Source organism: Methyloparacoccus sp. NF-16 (assembly GCF_056880625.1).
In genome coordinates, this window is record NZ_CP174130.1 from 2,653,989 (window position 1) to 2,678,447 (window position 24,459).

General features: G+C 63.8%; 18 protein-coding genes, 1 tRNA gene and 3 pseudogenes. 6 read left to right on the forward strand and 16 right to left on the reverse strand.

Annotation, left to right across the window (positions count from 1 at the left end; translation table 11 throughout):
* Window positions 1–46 precede the first annotated feature (46 nt).
* A complete protein-coding gene (locus ACH5N8_RS12615; protein WP_483281561.1) occupies window positions 47–2,455 on the reverse strand; it encodes a fatty acid cis/trans isomerase in 2,409 nt (802 codons plus the stop codon).
* A gap of 28 nt (window positions 2,456–2,483) precedes the next feature.
* Window positions 2,484–3,500 carry an NADPH-dependent aldehyde reductase Ahr gene (gene ahr / locus ACH5N8_RS12620; protein WP_483281562.1) on the reverse strand — a complete coding sequence of 339 codons (1,017 nt, stop codon included), beginning with the start codon at window positions 3,498–3,500 and terminating at the stop codon, window positions 2,484–2,486.
* A 148-nt stretch (window positions 3,501–3,648) separates the two neighbouring features.
* On the opposite strand from ahr, the gene ACH5N8_RS12625 reads away from it, so the two are divergent.
* Window positions 3,649–4,227: a DOMON-like domain-containing protein gene (locus tag ACH5N8_RS12625; RefSeq protein WP_483281563.1), complete on the forward strand. Its 579-nt coding sequence runs from the start codon at window positions 3,649–3,651 to the stop codon at window positions 4,225–4,227.
* On the forward strand, window positions 4,224–5,429 hold the full coding sequence (locus tag ACH5N8_RS12630) for an exo-beta-N-acetylmuramidase NamZ family protein (RefSeq protein WP_483281564.1): 1,206 nt from the start codon (window positions 4,224–4,226) through the stop codon (window positions 5,427–5,429). Before ACH5N8_RS12625 ends, ACH5N8_RS12630 begins: the two co-directional genes overlap by 4 nt.
* Before the next feature lie 149 nt (window positions 5,430–5,578).
* Here ACH5N8_RS12630 and ACH5N8_RS12635 read toward each other — a convergent pair whose 3' ends face one another.
* Window positions 5,579–5,818 (reverse strand): hypothetical protein, encoded by a 240-nt coding sequence (locus ACH5N8_RS12635; RefSeq protein WP_460027359.1) that lies wholly within the window; start codon window positions 5,816–5,818, stop codon window positions 5,579–5,581.
* Between the two features lie 306 nt (window positions 5,819–6,124).
* On the opposite strand from ACH5N8_RS12635, the gene ACH5N8_RS12640 reads away from it, so the two are divergent.
* The 3 genes and pseudogenes from ACH5N8_RS12640 (at window position 6,125) to ACH5N8_RS12650 (ending at window position 9,206) form a co-directional block, all read left to right on the forward strand.
* Window positions 6,125–6,904, forward strand: a complete 780-nt coding sequence (locus tag ACH5N8_RS12640; protein ID WP_483281565.1) for an oxygen-binding di-iron domain-containing protein — start codon at window positions 6,125–6,127, stop codon at window positions 6,902–6,904.
* Between the two features lie 3 nt (window positions 6,905–6,907).
* A pseudogene (locus ACH5N8_RS12645) lies at window positions 6,908–8,308 on the forward strand (PAS domain-containing protein); the annotation flags it as partial.
* Window positions 8,250–9,206, forward strand: a complete 957-nt coding sequence (locus tag ACH5N8_RS12650) for a diguanylate cyclase domain-containing protein (RefSeq protein WP_483281566.1) — start codon at window positions 8,250–8,252, stop codon at window positions 9,204–9,206. The pseudogene ACH5N8_RS12645 and the gene ACH5N8_RS12650, both read left to right, overlap by 59 nt.
* Before the next feature lie 48 nt (window positions 9,207–9,254).
* Here ACH5N8_RS12650 and ACH5N8_RS12655 read toward each other — a convergent pair whose 3' ends face one another.
* Together ACH5N8_RS12655 and ACH5N8_RS12660 are read right to left on the reverse strand one after the other, a co-directional pair.
* Entirely contained in the window at window positions 9,255–9,821 is a 567-nt protein-coding gene (locus ACH5N8_RS12655; RefSeq protein ID WP_460027356.1) for a lipid-binding SYLF domain-containing protein, read from the reverse strand.
* A gap of 737 nt (window positions 9,822–10,558) precedes the next feature.
* A pseudogene (locus ACH5N8_RS12660) lies at window positions 10,559–10,723 on the reverse strand (IS3 family transposase); the annotation flags it as partial.
* A gap of 72 nt (window positions 10,724–10,795) precedes the next feature.
* Here ACH5N8_RS12660 and ACH5N8_RS12665 point away from each other — a divergent pair.
* Window positions 10,796–11,928, forward strand: a protein-coding gene (locus ACH5N8_RS12665; RefSeq protein WP_483281567.1) for an IS3 family transposase whose coding sequence is annotated in 2 segments (ribosomal slippage) — window positions 10,796–11,051 and window positions 11,051–11,928 — 1,134 coding nt in all. Because the reading frame shifts where the segments join, the coding sequence is not laid out codon by codon here.
* 57 nt (window positions 11,929–11,985) lie between these two features.
* Here the strand turns inward: ACH5N8_RS12665 and ACH5N8_RS12670 are convergent.
* The 11 genes and pseudogenes from ACH5N8_RS12670 to ACH5N8_RS12720 all read right to left on the reverse strand — a co-directional run.
* Window positions 11,986–12,869 (reverse strand): annotated as a pseudogene (locus tag ACH5N8_RS12670) (transposase); the annotation flags it as partial.
* A 432-nt stretch (window positions 12,870–13,301) separates the two neighbouring features.
* Complete coding sequence (locus tag ACH5N8_RS12675) at window positions 13,302–13,484, reverse strand: hypothetical protein (protein ID WP_483281568.1); 183 nt, start codon at window positions 13,482–13,484, stop codon at window positions 13,302–13,304.
* A gap of 633 nt (window positions 13,485–14,117) precedes the next feature.
* The gene (locus tag ACH5N8_RS12680; RefSeq protein WP_483281569.1) at window positions 14,118–16,235 is read right to left on the reverse strand and encodes a YfjI family protein; all 2,118 of its coding nucleotides are present in this window, start codon (window positions 16,233–16,235) and stop codon (window positions 14,118–14,120) included.
* The gene (locus ACH5N8_RS12685; RefSeq protein WP_483281570.1) at window positions 16,232–16,525 is read right to left on the reverse strand and encodes a CHC2 zinc finger domain-containing protein; all 294 of its coding nucleotides are present in this window, start codon (window positions 16,523–16,525) and stop codon (window positions 16,232–16,234) included. Before ACH5N8_RS12685 ends, ACH5N8_RS12680 begins: the two co-directional genes overlap by 4 nt.
* 953 nt (window positions 16,526–17,478) lie before the next feature.
* Window positions 17,479–18,351: a hypothetical protein gene (locus ACH5N8_RS12690; protein ID WP_483281571.1), complete on the reverse strand. Its 873-nt coding sequence runs from the start codon at window positions 18,349–18,351 to the stop codon at window positions 17,479–17,481.
* A complete protein-coding gene (locus tag ACH5N8_RS12695; protein WP_483281572.1) occupies window positions 18,348–19,382 on the reverse strand; it encodes a tyrosine-type recombinase/integrase in 1,035 nt (344 codons plus the stop codon). Before ACH5N8_RS12695 ends, ACH5N8_RS12690 begins: the two co-directional genes overlap by 4 nt.
* A 1,046-nt stretch (window positions 19,383–20,428) precedes the next feature.
* A tRNA-Gln gene (locus ACH5N8_RS12700) sits at window positions 20,429–20,502 on the reverse strand.
* 18 nt (window positions 20,503–20,520) lie between these two features.
* Window positions 20,521–20,913, reverse strand: a complete 393-nt coding sequence (rpsI, locus tag ACH5N8_RS12705; RefSeq protein WP_460028796.1) for a 30S ribosomal protein S9 — start codon at window positions 20,911–20,913, stop codon at window positions 20,521–20,523.
* A gap of 21 nt (window positions 20,914–20,934) precedes the next feature.
* Entirely contained in the window at window positions 20,935–21,363 is a 429-nt protein-coding gene (gene rplM / locus ACH5N8_RS12710; protein ID WP_483281573.1) for a 50S ribosomal protein L13, read from the reverse strand.
* Window positions 21,364–21,454: 91 nt separating this feature from the next.
* Entirely contained in the window at window positions 21,455–23,344 is a 1,890-nt protein-coding gene (locus ACH5N8_RS12715) for a polysaccharide biosynthesis protein (RefSeq protein WP_483281574.1), read from the reverse strand.
* Window positions 23,345–23,356: 12 nt separating this feature from the next.
* The gene (locus ACH5N8_RS12720) at window positions 23,357–24,361 is read right to left on the reverse strand and encodes an MraY family glycosyltransferase (protein WP_483281575.1); all 1,005 of its coding nucleotides are present in this window, start codon (window positions 24,359–24,361) and stop codon (window positions 23,357–23,359) included.
* Window positions 24,362–24,459 lie beyond the last annotated feature (98 nt).

The window sequence follows — 24,459 nt, forward strand, 5'->3', positions numbered from 1 at the left end:
GAACCGGGGCAGCCGGCAGGCGATCCGGCCACCGGCAACCGCGCCGCTACCGGTTCTCGTAGCGGCTCAGGTCGAACAGCCCGGCGGTCAGCGGGCTCTGGCCCAGGTGGCGGCGGTTGAAGAAATCGGCGTAATTCCAGAAATCGGGGCGCGTCCGCCGCACACCGAAGTCGGCGGCCAGACGGGTGGCGTCCGCGCTCCCGCCCAGCGCCAGCACCCGGCTGACGAAATCCGGCAGCCGGTCGATGGCAACGTCATAGTAGAAATTCGGATAGCTGCCGACAAAGCCGGGCACGATGGTCAGGGTATCCTCCGCGGGCAGGCGCCGGGCGGATTCCCAGAACATGAAGGAGACATTCTCCAGCGCCTTGTTCTGTATCAGGCTGTAGACGGCGCCCTCGCCGATCGGCGCGTCCGCTTCGTGCACGCGCAGGAAGGACAGCTCCGGCAGGTACTGGATGCCGCCGCCGGTCAGAAAGGTCAGCGGCTTCAGCACCCGCTCGGCGCGCCGCTCCAGGGGCGTGGCGCTGTCGCGCTCGCAGGGGGCCCGGGCGCAGCGGTAGAGCGTGGTCGCAGGTCCCGCCAGCGGTCCCAGGCGGGCCTCGATGGCGCCGTACAGCTCGTTGGCGTAATCGCGGGTCCGGTAGTCGACGGCGGTGTCCTTGCCATAGCCGTAATAGGGATTGACCAGCGCCGAGTTGAGCTCGGCCAGTAGCCCGCGGTTCCAGTGCCGATAGATGGCCGGCCGTGCCGAGGCAGGGAACAAGCTGAGGAAATTGTTCTCGGCCTCCAGGCGCAGGTTGTCCATGTACAGCCGTGTCGCGGCCTGATGGGTGACCGAGCCGAACACGTTGAACCCCGCCACCAGCAGGTAGTGGATGCGCTCGAACAGCGGGTAGTCGATGACCCAGGCAGTCGCTGGCCGCGCGCCGACCAGGCCCCACATCAGCGAGGCGCTGTCGAAGTGCCGGAATGCCGTCAGGGCGGCGTTCGGATTGTGCCCGTCCCCCAGCCACAGGGCGTCCAGGCTGTTGCGGACATTGTCCGGCAAATCGGCAAGATAGGCCTGCTTGGATGCGAGATAGCGGGTCTGCGCCTCGGTGTAGCTGACGATCAGGTCCTCCAGGCCGACCGCGTCGCCCTGCTCGCTGGGCAGCCGCAGGCGATTGGCTTCCGAGCGCAGGAAATCCGCGTCGCTGCTGATGCGGTCGTGGTCGGGATCGTAGAAGAGCACCCAGAACTGGTCACGGATCACGTTGAGCGCCACCTGCCCGCGACAGACCGGCCCCTTCATGAAGCCGGAGATGAAGTAATAGGCATCGTCCAGCAGGAACCGGTAGCGCGCCTTCGCCGGCAGATCGTCGTAGACGCGGAAGGGGTTGGCGGCCACGCCCGGCTGATAGCCCGGCCAGCGGCGGACGGCGTAGTCGGGCTCGAGGAACAGCGCCCTGAGGCGGCGGATACGCGCATCGCCGATCTCGTAGACGCTATGGTTCTTGTCGACGATGGTCTGCTGCAGGGGGCGCAGGCGGTACCAGAAGCGCCCGCCCGGATCGTCGTAGGGCCGCACGGTCGGTATCTCGTGCACCGGTTCGCCGGGTGGCGTGGTCGAGCGCACCAGCCGGAAATAGGTCCCCGGCGGCTGGTCCTGGATGTGCAGGTGCCCCATGAACAGGTGTTCGTAGACATAGCGGGCCACCAGTCGCGACTTCAGCCCGTCGGCGTTCATGAAATCCTCCCAGCGCCGCGCCGGCTCCGGCAGCGGCGACGGTTCGGGATAGCGCGCGCCCTGGGCGATCCAGTCGCTCAGCGTCCGGTGCTCGCGCGGCGTCAGTCCCGGAAAACCATATGGCATGCCCCAGCCGGGGTGACGCCGGGCGAAATCGTCGAACTCGCCGGGCCGCGGGCATTCCAGCGAGCGGTTCAGATCGAAGTCGAAGTCATCGGCCAGGCGCCCCGAGGACGGCAGGGGATGTTGCTGCTTGAGCTGGAGGAAGCGGGCCAGCAGCGCATTGTCGCGATTGGCCTCGGGCGACTCGCGGCGCTCGTTCAGGACCGGGTAGAAGCCCTTCTCGCGCCACCCGGCCGTGCTGTCGGCATCCACCCGCATGCGCGTGGGCGCCATCGGCGCCAGCCGCGCGCCATCAAACACCACCAGCTTGCTGGCGCCGCGGTCCAGTGCCTGCGGCGACTCCAGCTTCAGCTGGCAGGGCGCATCGTAGCAGCCGTGGCAGACCACACAGCGATGGTCGAGGATGGGCTTGACGTCGCGCGGATAGGACACCTGCCCCCGGGCAAGGCTGGCGAGATACTGCCCGGCGTCCAGCTCGCGGTCGATCGGCGCGCCGGGGCCGTAGCGCACGGCGACCGGGTCGATGGCCGGCCGGAACAGCGAGCAGGCCGACACCAGCAACAGCAGGCACAGGCATGCCCACCACCCGGGACGCGGGCACATCGGCGGTGACATCGGGCGGCGGCGCGAATCAGCCGAAATCGGCGTCGAGCACGATGCGGTAGCGCGGCTTGCCGGCGCGCAGATGTTCGAAGGCGTCGTTGACCCGGCTCATCGGGAAGTGCTCGACCTGCGGCAACACCTGATGCCGCGCCGCGAACGCCAGCATGGTGGCGATGGCGGTGGGCGAACCGGTGGGCGAACCGGAAACATCCAGCTGCCCCAGCAGCAGGTTCATGGCGGCGACCGGGATCGGCTCCAGCACGGCACCGACGAGGTGCAGGCGGCCCTTGGGCGCCAGCGTCGCCATCAGGGTATCCCAGTCCAGCGGCACATTGACGGTGACGATGATCAGGTCAAGCGACCGGGCCATGGTACGCATGGCGCCGGCATCGCGGCTGGAGACGACCCGGTGGGCGCCGAGCCGGCGGGCTTCCTCGCGCTTGCTTTCGCTGGATGTGAAGGCGGTCACCTCGCAGCCCCAGGCCCTGAGGAATTTCAGCGCCATGTGCCCCAGGCCACCGATGCCGACCACGCCGACCCGGGCCGTGGGCCGGATGCCGTACAGCAGCAAGGGCGAGAAAACGGTAATTCCACCGCAGAGCAGCGGGCCGACCGCGCCGGGATCGAGTGCATCGGGTATCGGCACGGCCCAGGCCCAGTGGCTGCGCAGGCGCTCGGCAAAACCGCCGTGATGGCCGACGATGGTTGCCTGGGCCGCGGCGCACAGATGCTGATCGCCACCGAGGCAGCTGTGGCAGTGCATGCAGCTGCCGGCATGCCAGCCGACGCCGACCCGCTGGCCCGGCGCCAGTCCCGCGACCCGCTCGCCCACGGCGACGATACGGCCGACCGCCTCATGCCCGGGCACTAGGGGATAGCGCGAAATGCCCCAGTCGTTCTGCAGCACGGACAGGTCGGAGTGGCAGATGCCGCAGTGCTCGACGGCTATCTCGACCTCGTCCGGTCCCAGCGGTCCCGGATCGTATTCGTAGGGAACGAAGCGGTTACCGGCGGCCAGCGCAGCCCAGGCGCGGATGTTGCTCATGCGGGAACTCCTGCGGACGAAGTGGAAACGGTGGTTGCGGCCAGCATGCTAACCGATTCCGGCCACGCACGCGCCCCGGCAGCCATGACCGGCCCCCGGTGCCATCCTGCCGCCCCAAGCGCCGCCGGCCAGCCGCTACAATAGATACATGCGCACCATCCCGCTGAGCCCTCATCCCGCCACGCCCTGCCCTGCCGTCCACCAGTTGTCGGTCGACTACGGCTGGCAAGCTCCGGGGCACCTGCTCCTGCGCTATCGGCTGCGCGGCGCGCTCGCACAACTCCGGCTGCCGCCCCCTGGCCCCGCGCCGACCCGGCGGGATGAACTCTGGCGCAGCACCTGCTTCGAGGCCTTCCTGCGCCGCGACGGGAACCCCGGCTACTGGGAGGTCAACTTCACCCCCCGCGGCGACTGGGCCATCTACCGCTTCGACGCTTATCGCCAGGGCATTCACGCACCCCAGACGGTTGCCGCACCCGCCATCGCCTGCACGGGCGACGCCGGGACCCACGAACTCACCGCCTGCCTCGACCTGTCCGGCTGGGACCGGGAAACCGGCGGCTGGCAACTGGCGCTGGCCACCGTGCTGGCCACCCCATCCGGCGAGATCAGCTACTGGGCGGCGCACCATCCGCCCGGCACGCCCGATTTCCACGCCGCAGCCGCCTTCCGGCTGACGCTGCCCCCCATGCCCCGACCGACCCCATCATCCGGCGAAACCCCATGAAATTCGGCATCGACCGCCTGCTCGAAACCCCGACACTGCGCCGGCCGCTGGCCGGCCGCCGTATCGCCCTGCTGGCGCATCCGGCCTCGATGACCCAGGATTTCCGCCACTCGCTGGATGCGCTGGCCGGCCTGCCGGACATCCGGCTGACGGCCGCCTTCGGCCCCCAGCATGGCCTGCGCGGCGACAAGCAGGACAACATGGTCGAGTCGCCGGATTTCCGCGACCCGGCGCTGGGCATACCGGTGTTCAGCCTGTACGGCGAGGTGCGCCGCCCCACTGCGGCGATGATGGACAGCTTCGACGTGCTGCTGGTCGACCTGCAGGATCTCGGCTGCCGTATCTACACCTTCATCACCACACTGCGCTATGTGCTGGAAGCGGCGGCCCGGCACGGCAAGTCGGTGTGGGTGCTGGACCGCCCCAACCCGGCCGGCCGGCCGGTCGAAGGCCTGAGCCTGCACGAGGGCTGGGAAAGCTTCGTCGGCGCGGGGCCGATGCCGATGCGGCATGGCCTCACCCTGGGCGAGATGGGACGCTGGTTCGTGGCCGCGTTCGATCTGGACCTCGACTATCGGGTGATCGAGATGCAGGGCTGGCAGCCGGAAGCCGCGCCCGGCCACGGCTGGCCACTGGGGGAGCGCAGCTGGATCAACCCCAGCCCCAACGCGGCCAACCTGTGGATGGCGCGCGCCTATGCCGGCACCGTGATGCTGGAGGGCACGACGCTGTCCGAGGGCCGCGGCACCACCCGACCGCTGGAGCTGTTCGGCGCGCCGGATCTGGCCGCCGAGCGGTTGCTGGCCGAGATGCAGGCACTGGCGCCGGACTGGCTGCGGGGCTGCCGGCTGCGCCCGTGCTGGTTCGAGCCCACCTTCCACAAGCATGCCGGCCAGCTCTGCGCCGGTGTGCAGATCCACGTCGACGATCCCGCCTACGACCATCAGGCCTTTCGCCCCTGGCGTCTGCAGGCGCTGGCCTTCAAGGGCATCCGCCGGCTGTGGCCGGACTACCCGCTATGGCGGGACTTCGCCTACGAATACGAGTTCGATCGTCTGGCCATCGATCTCATCAACGGCAGCCCGCTGCTGCGGGAGTGGGTGGACGACGCCACCGCCCAGCCCGGCGACCTCGACGCGCTGGCCCGTGCCGACGAGGACGACTGGCTCGCCCGGCGCGACGCCTGCCTGCTCTACCGCTAGACGGCGGCACCCGGGGCTACTGCATCCCGGGCGGACCGTGCCGGCGTCGGCGCCCGGTTTCGCCGGCCCCGCCGCAAGGGCAAGGGCCTTGGGCGGGCCCGGGGACGACGGGGCAGACGCCGCCCGGCGCGGTCTTCCGCCCGCGGACTTCAGAGGAATTTCGCCATCATGAACAGCGCGATGCCGGGCAGGAGGGCCGCCGGCCCCCACCAGGTACCGAGCGCCGTGCCAATGACGGCGACCGCGATGACAACGACGCCGATCAGCGCCAGCTTGCCGCTGAGCTGGCGGATCGGGGCCACGGCCCGCACGGGATTGCCGCAATGGGTGCAGGTGCCGGCCGTGTCGGAGGTCTGGGCGGCGCAGGATGGGCAGGTTATCAGGGCCATGAGGTTTCCTCGCTTGTTGTTATGGATGTCCCGGCACGCGGCCGGAATCGCGGGCGGCGGCCGCCTGACCCCGGCCCGGCCGGCAACATGGCATTGCCGCCCCAGCCTTGTCAATGATTTCCCGACCTCCGGCAAAGCAGCCAAGGACCTTGCCGGCGCTGGTGCCTCCAGTTCCGGACCATGGTGCTGGCACGGTACCCTTTCCGGATATAAACCCTTCATATCGTGGCATTTCTCATCACTTTTCCAACCCTTGAGGATAAGATGCATCATGGATCCCTTTCCGCATGGAGGACGATGAGCGACATGACGATCAACACGGTTCCGCAACTTCAGGTGGACACGGACCGGCCCACCGTGCTCTATGACGAGGATGGGCACCGCATTTACTGGCTGGGCATCACCGAAGTCACCGCCTTCCGCTGCAATGCCTACCTGATCCATGACGGCAAGGAAGCCATCCTGGTCGATCCCGGCAGCAAGGCGTTCTTTGGCCAAGTCAGGGAGCGGGCAGCGCAAATCCTGCCACCCGAGCAGGTGACCGGCATGGTGCTGTGCCATCAGGATCCGGACGTGGCGGCCTCGATGGTCGACTGGCTGGACCTCAACCCGGCCATCCGCGTCTACACCACGCCACGTACCCAGGTGCTGCTGCCACACTATGGCTGCCGCGATTACGACTATTGCGACGTGACGGCACAACCGTCGCTGGAACTGCCGAGCGGCGCCCGGTTGCGGTTTGTGGAAGCGCCGTTCCTGCACTTCCCCGGCGCCTTCACCACCTACGATGCGCGGGCGCGCTTTCTCTTCTCGGGCGATATCTGGGCCGCACTGGACCTGGACTGGACACTGCTGGTGGAAAACTTCGAGGAGCACATCGCCAAGATGAACCTGTTCCACCTGGACTACATGGCCTCCAACCTGGCCGCGCGAGGCTTCGTCCAGCGGATCGAGACACTGCCCATCGATGCCATCCTGCCACAGCATGGCTCGATCATCCCCGCCCGCGATGTCGCGGCCGCGCTGGCGTACCTCCGCTCCCTGCGCTGCGGAACCGACATTCTCTACGCCGCGCTGGATGGCTGAGGCATGAACGGGGAAGCCGAGCATCCGGACTGGCGGAGCCAGCTCGAGGTACTGGAACGCAAGAACCGGCTGCTGGCAGAAGGCATCAAGCAGGCGGAGCGGCTGCGCCAGCTGTGGGGCGATGCGGTCCAGGAACTCAAGCACGCCCGGGCGGAGCTGAAGGCGTCGCGGGAATTCCTGGAACAAGTCCTGACCGTGTCTCCCGATCCACTATTGGTGGTGGATCGCCACGGCAGGATCCTGCTGGCCAATCTCGCCGCCAGCCGACTGATGGAGAGCCCGCGGGAGAAGCTGATCGGCCGGCAGGTACTGCGCCTGCTGGACGCCCGGGAACGCCGGCGAATCCTGGCCCTGTTCCGCGGCAATCTGGGCAGCGGCAAAACGGAAGTCATGGTGCGAACCCGGCAAGGCAAGCGCCTGGTCGTGGCGGAATGGTCCCTAGTCCGGCATGCCGGCCACGCAAGCGACATCGAGATCGTGCTGGCCGGCTGCGACATTACCGAACAGCGGCGCAACGAACGTCTGCTGGAACTGGAGAACTCGCTCCTGGCCACGGTCAGCAGCTCCACATCCCTGCCGGTCATCCTGGAAACCCTGTGCCTGGGTATCGAGAGCATCCTGCCGGGCGCGCTCTGCTCCATCCTGTTGCTGGACGACACCGGGCAACTCCGGCTCGGGGCGAGCCCCAGCCTGCCGGACCACTACAACCAGGCGGTGGACGGCTTCAGCCCGGGCCCCACCGCCGGCTCCTGCGGCACCGCGGCCTACCGCAAGCAGACTGTCATTGTCGCGGATATCGCGCAGGACCCGCTCTGGCGGGACTACCGGATGCTGGCCGGGACGCACGGATTGGCCGCCTGCTGGTCGATGCCGATTCTCACCTCGGCCGACACCCTGCTGGGCACCTTCGCGATCTACCATCGTGCGCCCCATGTGCCGGCGCCGCACGAATTGCAGATTGCCACCCGGGCGGCGCATCTGGCCAGCCTGGCGATCCAGCGCAAGCGTGCCGAAGAGGCGCTGTCGAAAAGCGAGGCACAGCTCAAGGAAATCACCGCAACCTTGGGCGAAGGCGTCTACGTGCTGGATACCGATGGCCGTATCGTCTTTGCCAACCCCGAGATGGAAAAACTGCTGGGCTGGAGCATCGCGGAACTGATCGGCAGGGAGGCGCACGCCATGTTTCACGACATGCGCCCGGATGGCGGCCGCATTCATCCCAGCGCCTGCTGCGTGAACGCAAGCCTGCACACCGGCCAGACCCTGCACGCCGATGACGACTGGCTGGTGCGGAAGGACGGCTCCTGGATCCCGGTTGCGCTCGTCTCCAGCCCCATCCTGCGGAATGGGGAGATCATGGGGGCGGTGGTCGCGGTGCAGGACATCCGCGAACGCAAGCAGGCGCAGGAAGCGCTACGGCGCGCGGCCCACTACGCGCGCAGCCTGCTGGAAGCCAGCCTGGACCCCCCTGGTCGTCATCAGTCCCGAGGGCAAGATTACCGACGTCAACAAGGCCTCCGAGGAGGTGACCGGAGTACCGCGCGAGGAGCTGATCGGCACCGATTTCGCCGATTACTTCACCGAGCCGGAACGGGCCCAAGCCGGCTACCGGCGCGTACTGGAACAGGGCTATGTGAGGGATTACGCCCTCACCATCCGCCACCACTCGGGACGCAGGACCGACGTGCTGTACAACGCCACCGTCTTCCGCGGCGAGTCCGGCGAGTTGCGCGGGGTATTCGCGGCAGCGCGCGACATCACCGACCGCAAGAAGACGGAGCAGAAAATCCATCACCTGGCGTACTACGACATCCTGACCAACCTGCCCAACCGGCGCCTGCTGCTGGACCGGCTGCATCACGCCATAGCCCTGGCCAAACGGCACCAGCGCACCCTGGCCGTCCTCTTCCTGGACCTGGACTTCTTCAAGCAGATCAACGACACCCTGGGCCATGACGCCGGCGACGGACTGCTCAAGGAATTCGCCAGGCGCCTGCGCGGTTGCGTGCGCAGGGCGGACACGGTGAGTCGCCAGGGGGGCGACGAGTTCGTCATCGTCCTGACCGAAATCATCCGCGAACGGGACGCGGCAACCGTGGCGGAAAAAATTCTTCGCGCCCTGGCCCAACCCATCCTCATCAAGGGCAACGAACTGCACATCACCACCAGCATCGGCATCGCCGTCTATCCGCGGAACAGCGACGAGGACGCCCACGCGCTGATCAAGTATGCCGATACCGCGATGTACGCAGCCAAGCAGGCGGGGCGCAACTGTTACCGCTTCTACCCGCTGGATCCCTGAGCACGGCCCGGTTGATGCCGCTGCCGCGCCTGCAGGCAGCGAGGCTGTTCAGTTGAGATCGTCGTTGCGCCAATACTTGGCACCCGTGACGCTGAGGCCCACCAGCGCCCCCTTCTCCGTCAGCTGATAGACGTTGATGCCCGGCGCCACGTTGTAACCGAGGTCGCCGGCGGCACCCTGCACGTCATCCTTGGCCGCCGCCGTGGCCCGGCCGCCGAACTCCCAACCGGAAGTGACGAAATCGTTCATCGCCTCGCGCGTGTCAAAGACGAAGACCAAGCGGAAATTGGTATAGCCGAACCCCAGCCCTGGCTGCAGCTCGAACATCTTCATATAGGTACGTCTGCGCGAGCGGTTGTCCACCACCACACCGTTGCCGTGATCCATCCCGCCCCACAGGAACTTGCCGCCACTGGCGTCGAACACGCCGTAGCCGGCTGCCGCCTGGACGTGCCTGCGCGCACCCGGATGCTGACTGTAAAGTTTGCTGAGGGTATCGCTTTCCATCGCCATGACCTGCCGGCGCTGCTCGGCGACCGAGCCTTCCAGCTGCACGCCGCAACCGACCAAGGCCACCATGGCCCACAATGCCCAACTCCATCCCAGCCGCTTCATGTCATGTCCTCCGTCGACGATTAGCCCCTGATCACCGGCGCAATGCCCACCGGGAGACCGCATAGTACGGGGAGCACACCCTTATGGCTATCCCCTGGTGGCATGGGGTGGCAACGGTATCCCGCGTTGCCGGCAGACAGAAAAAAAGACCCGTGGACGGGGCTTGTTAAGACACTGCTCTTGTCATGCATTGCTACGTGGGACAGGACGTCCTGTCAGTAGTCAGTTGTTCGGCGGCGACGCACTTTCCTGGCTTTCACAGGAATCATCTCAAGCCTGGGGGATCTGCAATTGGGTAAGTCGACGGTTGCCATCGCCAGCACGAGCACAGATGCGAGTATGAGAATTTCCATAACAGCTACCGGTTGTTGAACAGGCGGCTGCTTCGACACGGCAAGGTGCAAAGAAATTCTCGAACAGATTGTTTCGTCTCCATCGCCGCCACCCACGAGAGATTCGGGACGGAATCAACATTGTCTTGGCTATGGAATGGATAGCGGGTCAGCGCTCACCGGGAACTTGATCGGGCGTGCACCACCATCGCCCGCATGGGGATGCGAGTGAGCGGCGCATCCTTCAGGCTCAACGACAGGGTTTTCGCCGCATGGCCTCCTGGATCGCCTGCCTTTGTCCCCTGAGTGCCGCGATCTCATAGGCAGTCATGTTGTCGCCATAGCCAACGCCAGTTCCCCAGAATGACCACCAGAGACTGGAGTTGCGGCGCTCCGTCTGGGGTTCTACCCCGTTTCCATGGACGGTTTTAAAAGGGCAGAAAACGTCTTGTCCTGCCTGGCCACTCTACGGCGCATTCCGGGATTGTGGAACCGTTCGATGTCGTCGAACCGATCCGCCCTTGCTTCATCGCGAGTTCGATACAACGGGTGGCTGACGCGCTCGCGCTGGTGACCTGCTCCCCACCTGCCGTACCAATGTAAAGTTCGTGAAGTCCGTTAATTTTATGGAGAATGACGGATATGAAACGAACACGATTCACCGGAGAACAGATCATCGGCTTTCTGAAACAAGCCGAAGCCGGGATGCCGATCAAGGAACTCTGCCGCCAAGGCGGGTTCAGTGACGCGACCTTTTACAAGTGGCGCTCCAGGTTTGGTGGTATGCAGGCATCCGACGCCAAGCGACTGCGTGATCTGGAGGTTGAGAACAACTGGCTCAAGAAGTTGCTGGCTGAAGCCTACCTCGACATGCACGTGCTCAAGGATGTGCTCGGGGTAAAAAGATAGCCCCACAAGTGAAACGTGTAGCGATTGGTGTAGCCATTGAGAAACACGGCTTCACTGAACGTCATGCGTGCCGTCTTGTGGGGCTATCCCGAGACAGTTACCGCCACCCGCCGCAATCAACCCCAGAGAACGAGCAGATCAGCGCTGCCATCGTTGATCTAGCCCAGGCGCGACGGCGTTTTGGCTATCGACGTATTCATGACCTGCTGCGGCCGGTATTTCCCGGCATCAACCACAAGCGGGTATATCGGCTTTACAGCAATGCCAATTTGGCGGTCAGGAAACGCAAGAAGGCCAAGCGGCCAATGTCTGAGCGTGTGCCATTGCAGATCGCCCAGCAAGTTCATGAGGTGTGGAGCAGGGATTTTGTGAGTGACAGCCTGGCCAGCGGTCGTCGAATTAAATGCCTGACGGTGGCGGATGACTTCAGCCACGAGTGTGTCGACATTGCCGTGGATGACGGCATCTCGGGGCAGTACGTCACCCGTATCCTGGATCGGGCTGCCATCTTCCGCGGCTATCCCGATGCGGTGCGAACCGACAACGGCCCCGAATTCACCAGTCGGGCATTCATGGCTTGGGCGCTCAGGCATGGCATCCGGCATATCCTGATTGAGCCGGGGCGACCGATGCAGAACGGCTATATCGAGAGCTTCAACGGCAAGTTCCGGGACGAGTGCCTGAACGAGGACTGGTTCGAGACGCTACCGCAGGCCAAAGCCACCATCACGGACTGGCGGCAGGACTATAACGAAGTCAGGCCGCACAGTAGCTGCAAACGCATGCCGCCGGCCAAGTTTGCCGCCCTACATCGGAAGAGAAGAATTGATTCAACCCAGCATCACCAAAACGAGGAAATCAGTTAACCTTGCAACCGGATTTCCGAACTCCAAGTTGGTACGCCGGTAGGGCGCAGGTCAATTGAGCATCCCGAAGAGGCCCTCGCAGGCAACCTTGTCACCACCATGCCCCACTGCACTCATGCGGCAGATCAGCGTATTGCGACTCTGGAAGCGCAGGTCGTCGCCGCTCACGAACTGACAGCCGCGGTCCGAATGCAGCATCACTGACTAGCCCACTGGCGCTGCCAGACCGCCATCTCCGCCGCGCGCATCACCCGATGGCCGGTCCTGCCGGTGGTGTATCGATCAGCCGATCACCAGCTTGCCGTACAGGTTGAGCACCACGCACAGGAACAATTTTCCTTCCTGCGTCGCGACCAGCCTTGAAGACCGTCCGCCGCCATCAGACGCGCAACGCGATCGAGACGGACACGCTCACCCTCGTCGAGCAGATCCTCATGCATGGGCGGCGCGCCAATCACGCCGCGACTGCCCTCGTGGATGTGGCGAAGACGGCTCAGCCGACGCACAGTCTCCTGAGCACGCGGGCTGGGTGTGCGCCCCTCCCAGGCGTCATCATCGCGGGGTGATGGATGCCGGCAGGCAGCGGCACATCAACCGTACCGGGTACTCGTTGCGGCAGCGCCGGATCATCGCGTACCGTTTGATGATGCCATGGCGAAGTACGCTGCCGCGTCTCTTGAAAAATCCCGTTCCTTGGTAACACGAGCCAGCTCGCGCTTGAGGCGGACCAGTTCCTCATCGCGCGGGCTGCCGGTGCCCGAGAAGACCTTCTTGCCGACGGCCTCTGCCTCCCGAACCCACCGGGTGAGCACGTTCGGGCCGACCCCGATCGCCATGGCTATCTGCCGGCAGCGGGTTTCAGATCGACGAACCCGCTCGACCGCTACTCGCTTGAACTCGGGGCTGTACTTCTTGCGCTCATAGAAATGAACTCTCCTCATGGCGCTTGCAAGCCTGCTCGAAAGTATCCGTGATATCGGGGTAGAACCCGGTGGAACCCATCTGACGCCATGCTCGACCCAAAAAAGCCCCTGCTGAAGGGGCTTGTAGGGATGCTATTGGCGTTATTCATTGTCGAAGCTGAAGGTCCATGCGGTCAAGTGGAGGGTGAGCGACGAGCCCGGTTGACGTGGATAGGCGCCATGGGTGATTTGGACGGCCTGCCATGCGGCAGATCAACGGTTGCCATCGCCACGATGAGAATGAACGTTACGATAAGAAATTCCATAATGTTTGTGGGTTTTTGAACACGCAAACATTATGACAGCCATAGGCAACAAAAGATCGGGATTTGTCTAGACTGTTTCCATTTTATTTGCTTATGGTACCGATAAGCCCCACACAGTTCAGCGGGTCCCCTTCCTGGCTGACGCTTATTGGCTCACAGACGCTGGAGTGGAGGTGCTGGGTTTGGTGGCGCTTGTCTTGTCGCTGCTGGATGAGCTTTCCGACGCTTTCTTAGCGATCCGTGCCGCCATCATCGCCGGACAGCCCGCCAACGACACGAGCACCGGCAGGGCCATGAGCCAACCACTGATCTTTACAAGCTGGTTCACCGTGTTCTCTCCTAACCGATGGATCCATCCCCATCGAATGTCTTAATTTTTACAGTTCGGCTGACCCGAGTAGCTTGTTCATCTGAGTGTGTAACCAAGCTGGCAGACGAGAAAGGTGTGTAACGGACAAAAAAAGAGGCTACGCTCGGTAACCTCTTTTCCTTGTTGGCTGGGGGACTAGGATTCGAACCTAGGTTGACGGAGTCAGAGTCTTTCACAAGGGGTTAACGGCAACACTCTGCAGCACATAAAAACAATGCAATTCAACAGCTTGCAGTGAAACGCTTGTTTTACTTGCCTGTGGATAACCGCCGTTTTTTGCGGTCAACTGTCCCACCAGTGTCCCATGGGGCAGCCCCACAGTCCCGTGTCAGACAAGGGAAAGATGCCCCAAGTGATATTTAAGGGAACCTCTACAGAAAATACAAAACCCCCATTACCCCATACAAAAAATACAAAATTCCTCAAGTGATATTTAAGGGCACTCATACAGAAAGTACAAAACCCCCCACACCTCATACAATAAATACAAAAATCCCTTCCCACGTCGCCACGGCTGGCAGCGCACAAGGTGACAGCCACAAAAAACCCGCCATCGCCGGCGGGTCTGTCTTGCGGGCGCCGGATGCGGCGTTAGTCGTGGGCGGCAGGGTTCACCTCAAACACCTTTGAAGGTCTGCCCCGGCCTTGATGTCCCGGGGTACGGGCGCGGCGAATGTAGCCCCGCTCGGCCAGCACCTCTAGCACGGGGTCCAGCCCATCGGCTCGCTTGAACCGGCCTTGATGGCGGTTGTGGCAGTCACGGAAGGTGAACACCTGTAAGCCTTCGGCGCGAATCCAGCCCAGCACGGCCCGGGCACCGTCTAAGGCAGGGTCAGCGCCCATCAGGTCAAACACTGCCAGTGCATGAACGCTCAGACAGCGGCCTACCTGTATCGCCTTGCTCATGTCGGCAAGGTCGATTTCCTGAGTGTGCGCACCCCGGAACACATGCCGGGCAATGTGCAGCAGCCCCGCCAACCTTGCCACGGCACCCGGCAACTTTCCAGCCCAATCGGTTACGAACTCGAACCGGCCACCCGGCCCCATGTCTTGCTCGACCTCGCACCAAAACGCTTGCCAGGATGCGAAAGCCTCGGGGGTCAGCTTCAGCGTGTGCGGCATCGGCTCGCCATCGGCACCCGTCGCCACAGGCGCGTTCAGGATGGCGGTCAGGATGCCTTCCCAGCGCAGCCGCATATCCTCGGAAAGGGGGCGGGTCTGGCCCGTGCGTTGCCCTAGATTCGGCGCGGGCATGGCGTATAGGAACCTCGCCAGCAGGCCCCGGCCCCGGAATCCCGGCTTGGATGTCAGCCCGCGCAGCACGTCAGGCTGGGGGCTTATGCCGATGGTTAGCGCGGGGCGGTACATAAACACACTCGGTCGGCTCCCTCGGTCGACACGAACGGCGGAACCGGCGTGGCCTTGCAGGTAAACATCAAGGTTCGGAATGCCTGCCGAATAGCGCCCCGCCATGTTCTCGAACACCCCGGCTTCGTCGGAGAGTATCGCCATCCGCTCGCTATGGTCAGCCATCAGCGAACCCAGCCGCTCGGCGGTCACGTCATCGGTGAACACCTGGGGGGGTATCGGTATCGGCTTCATGCTCGCCTCAAGGTCGGCAATCTCTCGGCTCATGCTCTCGGCCTCCATGCCTTTCGCCTGCGCGCATTTCTTGCGCATGGCGGCCACCCGCTCGGCTATGGTCTTTTGCTCGCTGGCAGCGGCCTTGATGTCGGCTTCCATGGCTTGCCGTTGTTCGCGTTCCCACTTCACAAGGGGGGCGGTCACGCTGGCCTTGACGGCGCTTTTGCGTGAACCCGGGACCAGTGCCGGACAGGTCCAGATGTTCACCGGCTCGACGTAACCCGGCTTGATGCACACCTGAAACTTGCCCTGCGCAGCCGTCGATAGTGCGGCCAGCGTGAACAACGCGGGCAACTCAACCGGCGTTTCCGTCGCTTCGGCCAAGCCCCGTACGAACTCCTCGATAGAACCAGGAAATACGCCAGCGGGCCACGCTGGCAGGTGGCCGGTCTCCAGTGACACCGGCGCTTCCCAGTCGCTTTTCTCGGCTTGGGTCCAGTCGTCAGGGATTGGCGCGGCGGCGTCCTTCACCAGGGCGCGAAGCTCGGCCAGCAACCGCTCCCGCTCGGGCTCGGGCACCGGCCGGAAGCCGTCCCACCCCGGGCACCGCGCCTGTATCCAGTCAACCACGTCGCCAGCCTCGGGCAAGTCGGGCAGGGTCAGTAGATGGCAGACGGGCGGCGCTTCCAGGGCTTGCAGCAGGTTGAAAACGTCACGGGCGTAGCTCATGCCGGGCTCGTCGTTGTCGGGCAGCAGGTAGGCGTGCGCGAAGCCTGACACCGGCCCCCAGTCGCTCTTGCAGGCAGCTTTGCTTCCACCTTGCGAAGTGATGGCGCACAGCCCCAGCGATTGCAACGCGGCGGCGGCCCGCTCGCCCTCCACCACCAGCACGGCGCGGCGGTCAGGGTCAGCCTTCACATACTCAAGACCAAATAGCGGGCGCGGGTCGGGTGATGCACCAGCGGCCCATCCTGCCCCGCTTTGCCTGAAAAATGGCACCACGTCCTTATGTGCCGTTCCGTTTTGATACCGTGCCACGATGCCCACCACGTCACCCACGGGCGAACGGTAGGGCCAAGCGTGGCGCAAGGGCTTGCCGTTGTAACTTTGCGGGATGGCGTTCATGCTCTCGCCCCCATGTATTCAGTGGCCAGATACTCCAGGGTTTCGCGGAACCCCCGCCCGTCGCGAAGCATGATAAAGGCCAAAATGTCGCCACCTCTGGCACCACATGAAAAGCAGCAAAAGGCCCCGCTTTCGGTGTGCACCCGAAACGACCCGGCGTGGGCGTCAGCATGGAAGGGGCACAGCCCGCCATCAGCCCACCCGATGCGCTTGGGCGGCCTCATGTCCGGCAGTTCGGCGGTGTAGAACTCCTCTGGCTGAATTTCGCGCTTAACGGTTTCCGCTCTCATGCGCGGCCCCTGCCCCTTGCGGGCGGTTTTGGCGGATAGTCATGCAAGCTCGCGATAGTCTCGCAAAGATACCGGGACGAATCCTCACGAATAAAATTAGCGGCGGCCCCACTACTCGCCAGTCGTTCAAGGGCATCGGCGATGCGAGTTAATGCGGCCAGCAGTTCATCGGCCCCACTGCTCGGGGGTATAATTTGGTCGGTCATTGGATTACCTCGAAGGATAGGGGGCGGGCGGCACCCGCCCCGGTCATTGATTAGGCGGCTCTTTCGCGCTCTTTCCGCAATACCCTAAAGGCCCATGCTCGCTCATCGTCTGAAATTGTGGCGAGTGTTTCGGTGCCCAGAAAGTACCTCTTATACCGGGCCCGCCTTCCCGCGTCCCCGGTATAACAGTCCATCCAAACATCCTCGATAGGCCACCCGTAAAGGTTGCGCAGCCTTTCAATGGGCGAACTCAGGCGGTATGAATGTGCTATACCGTCAAAGCTTCGGTGCGAGTGTTTTTCACCCAGTATCAGCCTCGCCAATACGCGGGCGGGCATGTGCCCGGGCAGGGGTAGCGTTCTGTCGCTCATCAGGCCCCCCGCCTGTTCTGGTCTTCGACGATGGCGAAAAACCGGGCTTCGTCAATCAAAACGCGTCGGCCGACTCGCTTGATGGCTGGGGAAAACCCATTCGATTCGGCGTTGAAAATGATATGGCGCAAACCACCCACAGGCGGCCATGTGTGAAACTTTGGCCAATCAGTTACGGGTATGAGTCTCGAATCGGTCATTTGAATGTACCTCTGGGTAAGGCCCCACACGGCGCGGGGCATGGGCACATTCAACAGTCGATTTTTTCCCGGTCTCAGAAATCGGGAAGGCGGGATATTCCCCCGGGAAGCTCCCCCGGGAAAATGGCGGGCAGTTTCGGTCTTGACAGCGTTTCGCTGCTTGCCGCGCCCTGTGGTTATGGCTTGTCAGGGGCGGCGGCCTGCCTCCAATTGCTGATTTTGTTTCGAAGTGTTTTCACGGTCCATTCTTTGCGGGCCCCGGCGCTTGTTTCGTATTCAATCCCGGCCCTTTCCCCAGCTTGCCACCATTCCCGAATAGGGCTACCCGGCTTTCCTTTGTATGCCTTCAGCTTGCGGAAAAACGCGGCCCCACCGGGGCGGCCCTCGGCTTCCCATGTGTCCCTAAGCCAGCGGTTAATTTCGGTTTGCCGGGGCTCAGGTTTGGCGGGCTTGGGCTTTTCCTGCCCTTCCTGGGGCGCGGCGGCGGCTTCACCCTGGGGAAGCGTAGCGGGTTCAACCTGTAGGGCTTGGACCGGCTCGCTCTTGCCTTGCGCTTGGACGATGGCGGCGGCGTTGGCTTCGGCCATGTCTCGAATGAACCGGGCGCGGTCGTCCTGAATCCGTCGCCTCAACAGTTCCTCGTTGCGGCGGCTCGATTCGAGACTCTCATTCAATCGGCGCTCTAGCTCTTTTAGCTCTAGTTCCTCGGGCGTCATCCGCAGTTCGTCCGGTATCGTCAGCCGTCGCACCATCTCGGACAGGTCCGGCATCGTGGCGCGTTGCATTTGTTGCCACATCTCGGGCAGGTTTGGGGTTGCCTGTCGGGCAATCTCGGACAGGTCCGGGATGGTCAGCCGATGCACCGCCAGCGCGGCTTCCATGGTTTCCCGGGCGCGTTCAGCCATTGGGCGTATGAACTCATCGGCGGCGGCCCGGATGGCATCCTGTTGTTCGGCGTGTCTGGCCTCGCGTTCGGCGCGGATGCGCTCGAGTTCCTCGGGCGATTTCTTGCGCAGCACGAACGGGGCCGTTGCCTTGTCATCGGTCATTTCGCACCCCCAAACATGACGCTATCCAGCTTGCCCACCGCCTCGCTCACGTGCTCGCGGCTCAGATGGCTGTAGCGTTGCGTCATTTTCAGGTCACGATGGCCTAGGATTTCGGCCACGGTCGGCATCGGAACCCCGGCCATCACCAGATACGATGCGGCGCTGTGTCTCAGGTCGTGGAACCTGAAATTCTCGATGGCGGCATCCCGCAAGGCAGCCCGGAAGATATTTTCGATGGCCAGCGGCTTGCCCTTGGTCTTTTCGGTCCGGCCAGGAAATACCAGCCCGCTCGGGTCTTTCAGCTTGCGCTCAGCGGCGATGCCTTTCAGCAGTTCGAGTGCCTTGCCGGTTACTGGCACCCGGCGAACACTGCCGTTTTTGGTGCGGGGGAAGGTCAGCAGCCCGGCCTTTAGGTCGACCTCGGACCACTTCAGGCCTAAGATTTCATTGCGTCGGGCACCCGTCGACAAGGCCAATACGATGATGGCGTGAAGGTCGGGGCTCTTGGCTTCGGCGGCTTCCAGCAGGGCGGCGCGTTCCTCATCGGACAGGAACCGAATCACCCCCTCGGGTTCTTTCAGGTTGGCAATCTTGAAAAACGGGTTATCGTTCACCCACTGCCGTTCCTTCATGGCCCATGAAAAAGCATGGCTCATGGTCGAACAGTAGCGGTTCACGGTCGACTGGCCCACCTTGCCGCGTGGGCTTGGCTTGTCGAACAGGGCTTTTCGGGTATCCAGCAGCAGGGCGGGGCGAACATCGGCCAGCAGGTAAGGCCCCAGCACGTCATCCCACCATTGAAGGTGAACCTCTCGGGCACTGGCACTGCGAAGCCTAGGCAGCACATCGGCCCGGTATGCCTTGATAAGGTCGGACACCGTGCGTTTTTTGGCCTCGCTTGTCTCGAAGTGCCGTCCCTGTCGGATGGCGCTTTCGGTATCGGCGGCCCAGCGGCGGGCGTCTGTGAGTCTGGGGAATGTTGCGGTTTGGGCGGGATAGCCCTTCATGCGAACCTTGACGCGAAAGCTCACGGTCCCATCTTGGGCGGTACGCTTCTCTATTACAGCCATGATTGCCCCCCTGTGGCGTGTGTATGGGGGCGTGGCAGCGGCGGCGGGTACAATGTCAGCGGCCCGAACCCAGCCCCCTGGGTTTTGCGGTCACGAACGGGGTAGCTCCTACCTGCCCCGTTCACCTTGCACAAAACTCTAGCGAAAACCGCAAAAGATAGCAACAAAGGATGCCGAATCCTTTAACCTGCTATCCCATGCCATTGTTTTTCATGGCATCGTCATGTGGCGATGCGGCCCATGGGACACTCATGGGACAATCTGCCCGAATTTTGTATTTTTTGTATGACTCTCGGCAGGGGTTCAGATTGTCATTTCTGAATCATGGCGGGATGGTCGGGCGGGTCTGGCAGTCGCCACGGTTGCCACCCATCAGGGCGGCGGCTGGATGGCAAAAACAGGAGCACCGGATTAGCAATCCAATGCGCCATCCTCTACAGGCCACGAATGGCGGGGCTTCCCGTTTATTGGTCATCCGCATGGGGCACTCACGGGGCACTCACGAAAAAAAGGGGCTCACTCCGGCCCGATTTCTGTATTTTTTGTATGACGCTTGGGGGGGGGGTTGATTCCATCACCAGGGCAAGCGGGCCACTGCTACCCTCTCACGGGCACTCATGGGGCACTCAGTCCCGAATTTTGTATTTTTTGTATGGGGTTTGGCGGGGGTTCAAAAAACAATGCCCGGGTCCTCCCCATCCACAGCCACGGCGGGTAATGAGAGCCCCTGCGGTGCGCTAGCCACAAAAATTGCTTAAGGTTCCTCCATTACTTAAGCGAATACTAATATATTCATTGTGCGACTTGAGCGGCAATGGCGGCCTGTATGGTGAACGCCACCGCGCACCACGGGCACCCCTGGCTTCAAGCGATGGATGAAACCGGCACCATGCGCAGGCGGGCAGCGAGTAGCGGCCATTTGTTGCTATCTCTTTTCAGCGAGTGTCCCACCAGTGTCCCATGGGCGAAAAAAAAGCCCTTACATTTCTGTAAGGGCTTGATTTTATTGGCTGGGGGACTAGGATTCGAACCTAGGTTGACGGAGTCAGAGTCCGTAGTCCTGCCGCTAGACGATCCCCCATTTAACGTGGTGGCCCGATCAGCGCTTGGAGTACTGCGGCCGACGACGGGCGCCGTGCAGACCGACCTTCTTGCGCTCGACCTCGCGGGCATCGCGGGTGACGTAGCCGGCGCGCCGCAGGGGCTGACGCAGGTTTTCGTCGAAATCGATCAGGGCGCGGGTCAGTCCGTGACGAATGGCACCTGCCTGGCCGCTGGGGCCACCGCCGGAAACGGTGATCATCACATCCATCTTCTCACCCAGGGAGACTAGTTCCAGCGGCTGACGCACAACCATCTGGTCGGTCTTGCGGCCGAAATATTCCTCGACCGGCTTGTTGTTGACCAGAATGCGGCCGCTGCCGGTCTTGGCGAATACGCGGGCAACGGCGCTCTTGCGACGGCCGGTTCCGTAATAGTGCTGTTGTGCCATGGGTGTTCCAGCTTGTCTCGGTTAGATTTCCAGCAGTTTCGGCTGCTGTGCCTGGTGTTGGTGCGCGGCGCCAGCATAGACCTTGAGCTTGCGGAACATGGCGCGACCCAGCGGGTTCTTGGGCAGCATGCCCTGCACGGCGGTCTCGATGATGCGGGCCGGATGGGTCTGCCGCAGCTTGCCCAGCGCCACCGACTTCATGTTGCCGATGTAGCCGGTATGCCTGTAGTAAATCTTGTCCTTTTCCTTGGTGCCGGTGACGCGAACCTTCTCCGCATTGATGACGATAATGTAATCACCGGTGTCGACATGCGGGGTGTATTCGACCTTGTGCTTGCCGCGCAGGCGGCGCGCGATCTCTGTCGAAAGGCGGCCCAGCGTCTTTCCGTCGGCATCGATGACATACCAGTCGCGTTTAACTTCGGCCGGCTTGGCGCTGAAGGTCTTCATTACTGCGCGCTCCAAACAAATGGCAATACGTGAAAAGCCGATAAGGATAATGGAAAGTGTGCGACAAGACAAGCACTGCTCATCGGCGAGCTCAACGGCCGCCACGCTCCGCGCTGCCGGCAGCCCCAGGCGGCTCCGGGAGACCGGCCGCTGCCGGCGCATCGACAAACTCCGGCACCAGGGCGCGCAGCTGACCAAGGACCGCGGCCTCGTCGAAACGGGAGACCGCCTCGTCGAGCGCCTCCACCCGGCGCCCGACCTCGGCGCGCTCCAGGCTCACGGAACGCGCCAGCAGCAGCTTGGCATGCGGTGTCGGCATGGGCCGCTCGTCGTCCAGGAACAGCTCCTCGGTGAGTTTTTCGCCAGGCCTGAGGCCGACATAGTCGATGGCGACATCATCGCCGACCCGCTTGCCGGAGAGGCGGATCATCTGCTCGGCCAGATAGCGGATGGATACCGGCTCGCCCATGTCCAGCACGAAGATTTCCCCGCCCTGGCCAACGGCGGCCGCCTGCATGATCAGCTGGCAGGCTTCCGGAATGGTCATGAAATAGCGGGTGACCTCGGGATGGGTCACGGTGACCGGGCCACCGCCGCGGATCTGCTCGCGGAACAGCGGTACGACGCTGCCGGCGGAATCCAGCACGTTGCCGAACCGCACCGTGATGAAGCGGGTCCCGCCGTCGCCATTGAGGCTCTGCACCAGCTTCTCGGCGGCACGCTTGGTGGCGCCCATGACATTGGTGGGCCGCACGGCCTTGTCGGTGGAAATCAGCACAAACTGGCGCACGCCTGCCGCACATGCCGCCTCCGCGACGATCCGGGTGCCGATGACGTTGTTGCGCACGGCCTGACGGGCCTGGCCCTGCAACAAGGGCACATGCTTGTAGGCGGCGGCATGGAAGAGGATGTCCGGGCGCGCCTCGAGCATCGCGCGCTCGACGGCCAGCCGGTCGGTCACATCGCCAAGCCGGGCGACCAGCCTCAGGTCCGGAAACGACCGCCGCAACGTCTGCTCGATCCGGTAGAGGTTGTATTCGCACTGCTCGAAGATGACCAGTTCCGCCGGCGCGAAACGAGCGATCTGCTTGCAGAGCTCCGAACCGATGGAACCGCCGCCGCCCGTCACCAGAATCCGGACGCCCGCGACATGCGCCTGCACGGCGCGGCGGTCGAGCTGCACCGGGGTGCGTCCCAGCAGGTCTTCGATGGAGACCTCGCGCAGATTGCCGGCCATCTGCCCGGCCAGCATGTCCTGCACCGACGGCAGGGTCAGGAAGGGGATGCCGGTGCCCTCGCAGGTCTCGACGATGCGTCGCATCTCCCGATCGGTGGCCGACGGCACGGCGATGAGAATGGCCTCGATCTCCAGCCGCTCGACCAGCGCGGGAATCAGTTCGCACGGTCCGCGGACCCGCACGCCGTGGAGCTCGCTGCCTTTCTTGCCGGGATCGTCATCAACCAGCGCCACCGGGATGAAACGGCTGTCGCGGGCACGCAGCAGGTCGCGCACCAGCAGCTCGGCGGCACGGCCGGCGCCCACCACCAGCGTGCGCCGACCCACCACCAGGGCGATACCCTGATCCTTCCACATGCGGTAGATCAGTCGCGGCCCTGCCAGCAACAACCCCAGCAGCATCACGTACAGCGGTGGCACGGAGCGTGGCACGTCCTCCAGACGGTTGTAGAAGTACAGCGCCACGGCGAGCAGCGCCACCCCGACCAGAGCCGACTTGCCGATGCGGATCAGGTCCGGCACCGAGGCGAAGCGCCAGACACCCCGGTAGAGCCCCAGCCGGGAGAACACCAGCAGCTGGACCAGCAGTACCACCGGCAGGGTCTCGAGCGCGGAATCGACGTACTTCGGCGGCGGCAGCGACAGGTTGAAGCGCAGCCAGTAGGCACCCAGCCAGGCCAGCACGACCATGACCAGGTCGTGCAGGAAAACCAGGGAGCGCAAGCGCAGTTTGGCGGGAATCAAGCCGGGGTTCCCTCAGGGCCTGCCGGCGCCCAGCCGATAGGCTGCCAGTGCCAGGGGCAGGATGGCCATGGCAAGCGCGACGGGCTCCAGCCATGGGTGCGCCGCTGCCAGCCAGGCCAGCGGCAACAGCCAGAGCACATTGATGGCAAAGACCCCCAGCGTCACCGGGCGATGGGCGCCCCGGCGCCGGGCGGCATGCTGATAGGCGTGGCTGCGGTGGGCCTCATACCAGCGTTCGCCGCGACCGAGGCGTATCAGCAATGTCAGCGTGGCATCGACCAGAAACACGGCCGCCAGTATCCACCACACGCCAAGGCTGAGGGTTCCCTGCCCGGCAGACCACAGCGCCAGAACCGCCAGCACGAAGCCCAGCGCCCCGCTGCCGACATCGCCCATGAAAATTTTCGCCGGCGGCCAGTTCCAGATCAGGAAGCCGCCGGTAGCCGCCGCCAGCGCCAGCGACGGGCCCGCCACCGCTGCATCGGTACCGGCCAGCAATGCCGCCGATGCCGCCACCGACATGGCTTCCAGTCCGGCGATGCCGTCGATGCCGTCCATGAAGTTGAACAGATTGATCATCCAGACGATCCACAGGGCCGCCAGCAGGTGCCCGATCCCGCCCAGGTTCAGAAGATGACCGCCGATCGTCAGGCGCGAAAGGTCGCCCAGCCAGGCGAGCGCCCAGACCGCGGCGGCCAGCTGGACGAGGAAGCGCCAGCGGGCCGGGACATGGCCGTGGTCGTCAACAAAGCCGATGGCGGCCAGCGGGACGAATCCCGCCAGTGCCATGAACAAAGGCCAGGGCACCCGGCCAAGACCCGCCAGCCCGGCCAGGGCAAGCGAGAACACCAGCACGATGGCCAGACCGCCGCCGCGCGGCGTCGGCTGCCGATGCGAGCTGCGGGCATTGGGCAAATCCATGAGTCGCCGTTCCGCATAGCGCCGCACCTGGCCCGTCAACAGCCAGGCCAGCCCAACGGCCAGCCCGTACAGCAACCACCCCAACCCCTGTGACATAAGCGCCGCCGACCGATCCCTATCCCGCCGAAACAGCTGGCATGATAATCGCAATTCGGCCCGTTTCATAAGGGCCGACCGCGGGACCGGCTCGCAGA

Coding starts and splice junctions, on each gene's coding strand:
- ACH5N8_RS12615 (WP_483281561.1), bottom strand. CDS start 2,455: ATGTGCCCGCGTCCCGGGTGGTGGGCATGCCTGTGCCTGCTGTTGCTG.
- ahr (WP_483281562.1), bottom strand. CDS start 3,500: ATGAGCAACATCCGCGCCTGGGCTGCGCTGGCCGCCGGTAACCGCTTC.
- ACH5N8_RS12625 (WP_483281563.1), top strand. CDS start 3,649: ATGCGCACCATCCCGCTGAGCCCTCATCCCGCCACGCCCTGCCCTGCC.
- ACH5N8_RS12630 (WP_483281564.1), top strand. CDS start 4,224: ATGAAATTCGGCATCGACCGCCTGCTCGAAACCCCGACACTGCGCCGG.
- ACH5N8_RS12635 (WP_460027359.1), bottom strand. CDS start 5,818: ATGGCCCTGATAACCTGCCCATCCTGCGCCGCCCAGACCTCCGACACG.
- ACH5N8_RS12640 (WP_483281565.1), top strand. CDS start 6,125: ATGACGATCAACACGGTTCCGCAACTTCAGGTGGACACGGACCGGCCC.
- ACH5N8_RS12650 (WP_483281566.1), top strand. CDS start 8,250: ATGGGGAGATCATGGGGGCGGTGGTCGCGGTGCAGGACATCCGCGAAC.
- ACH5N8_RS12655 (WP_460027356.1), bottom strand. CDS start 9,821: ATGAAGCGGCTGGGATGGAGTTGGGCATTGTGGGCCATGGTGGCCTTG.
- ACH5N8_RS12680 (WP_483281569.1), bottom strand. CDS start 16,235: ATGAACGCCATCCCGCAAAGTTACAACGGCAAGCCCTTGCGCCACGCT.
- ACH5N8_RS12685 (WP_483281570.1), bottom strand. CDS start 16,525: ATGAGAGCGGAAACCGTTAAGCGCGAAATTCAGCCAGAGGAGTTCTAC.
- ACH5N8_RS12690 (WP_483281571.1), bottom strand. CDS start 18,351: ATGACCGATGACAAGGCAACGGCCCCGTTCGTGCTGCGCAAGAAATCG.
- rpsI (WP_460028796.1), bottom strand. CDS start 20,913: ATGGCACAACAGCACTATTACGGAACCGGCCGTCGCAAGAGCGCCGTT.
- rplM (WP_483281573.1), bottom strand. CDS start 21,363: ATGAAGACCTTCAGCGCCAAGCCGGCCGAAGTTAAACGCGACTGGTAT.
- ACH5N8_RS12720 (WP_483281575.1), bottom strand. CDS start 24,361: ATGTCACAGGGGTTGGGGTGGTTGCTGTACGGGCTGGCCGTTGGGCTG.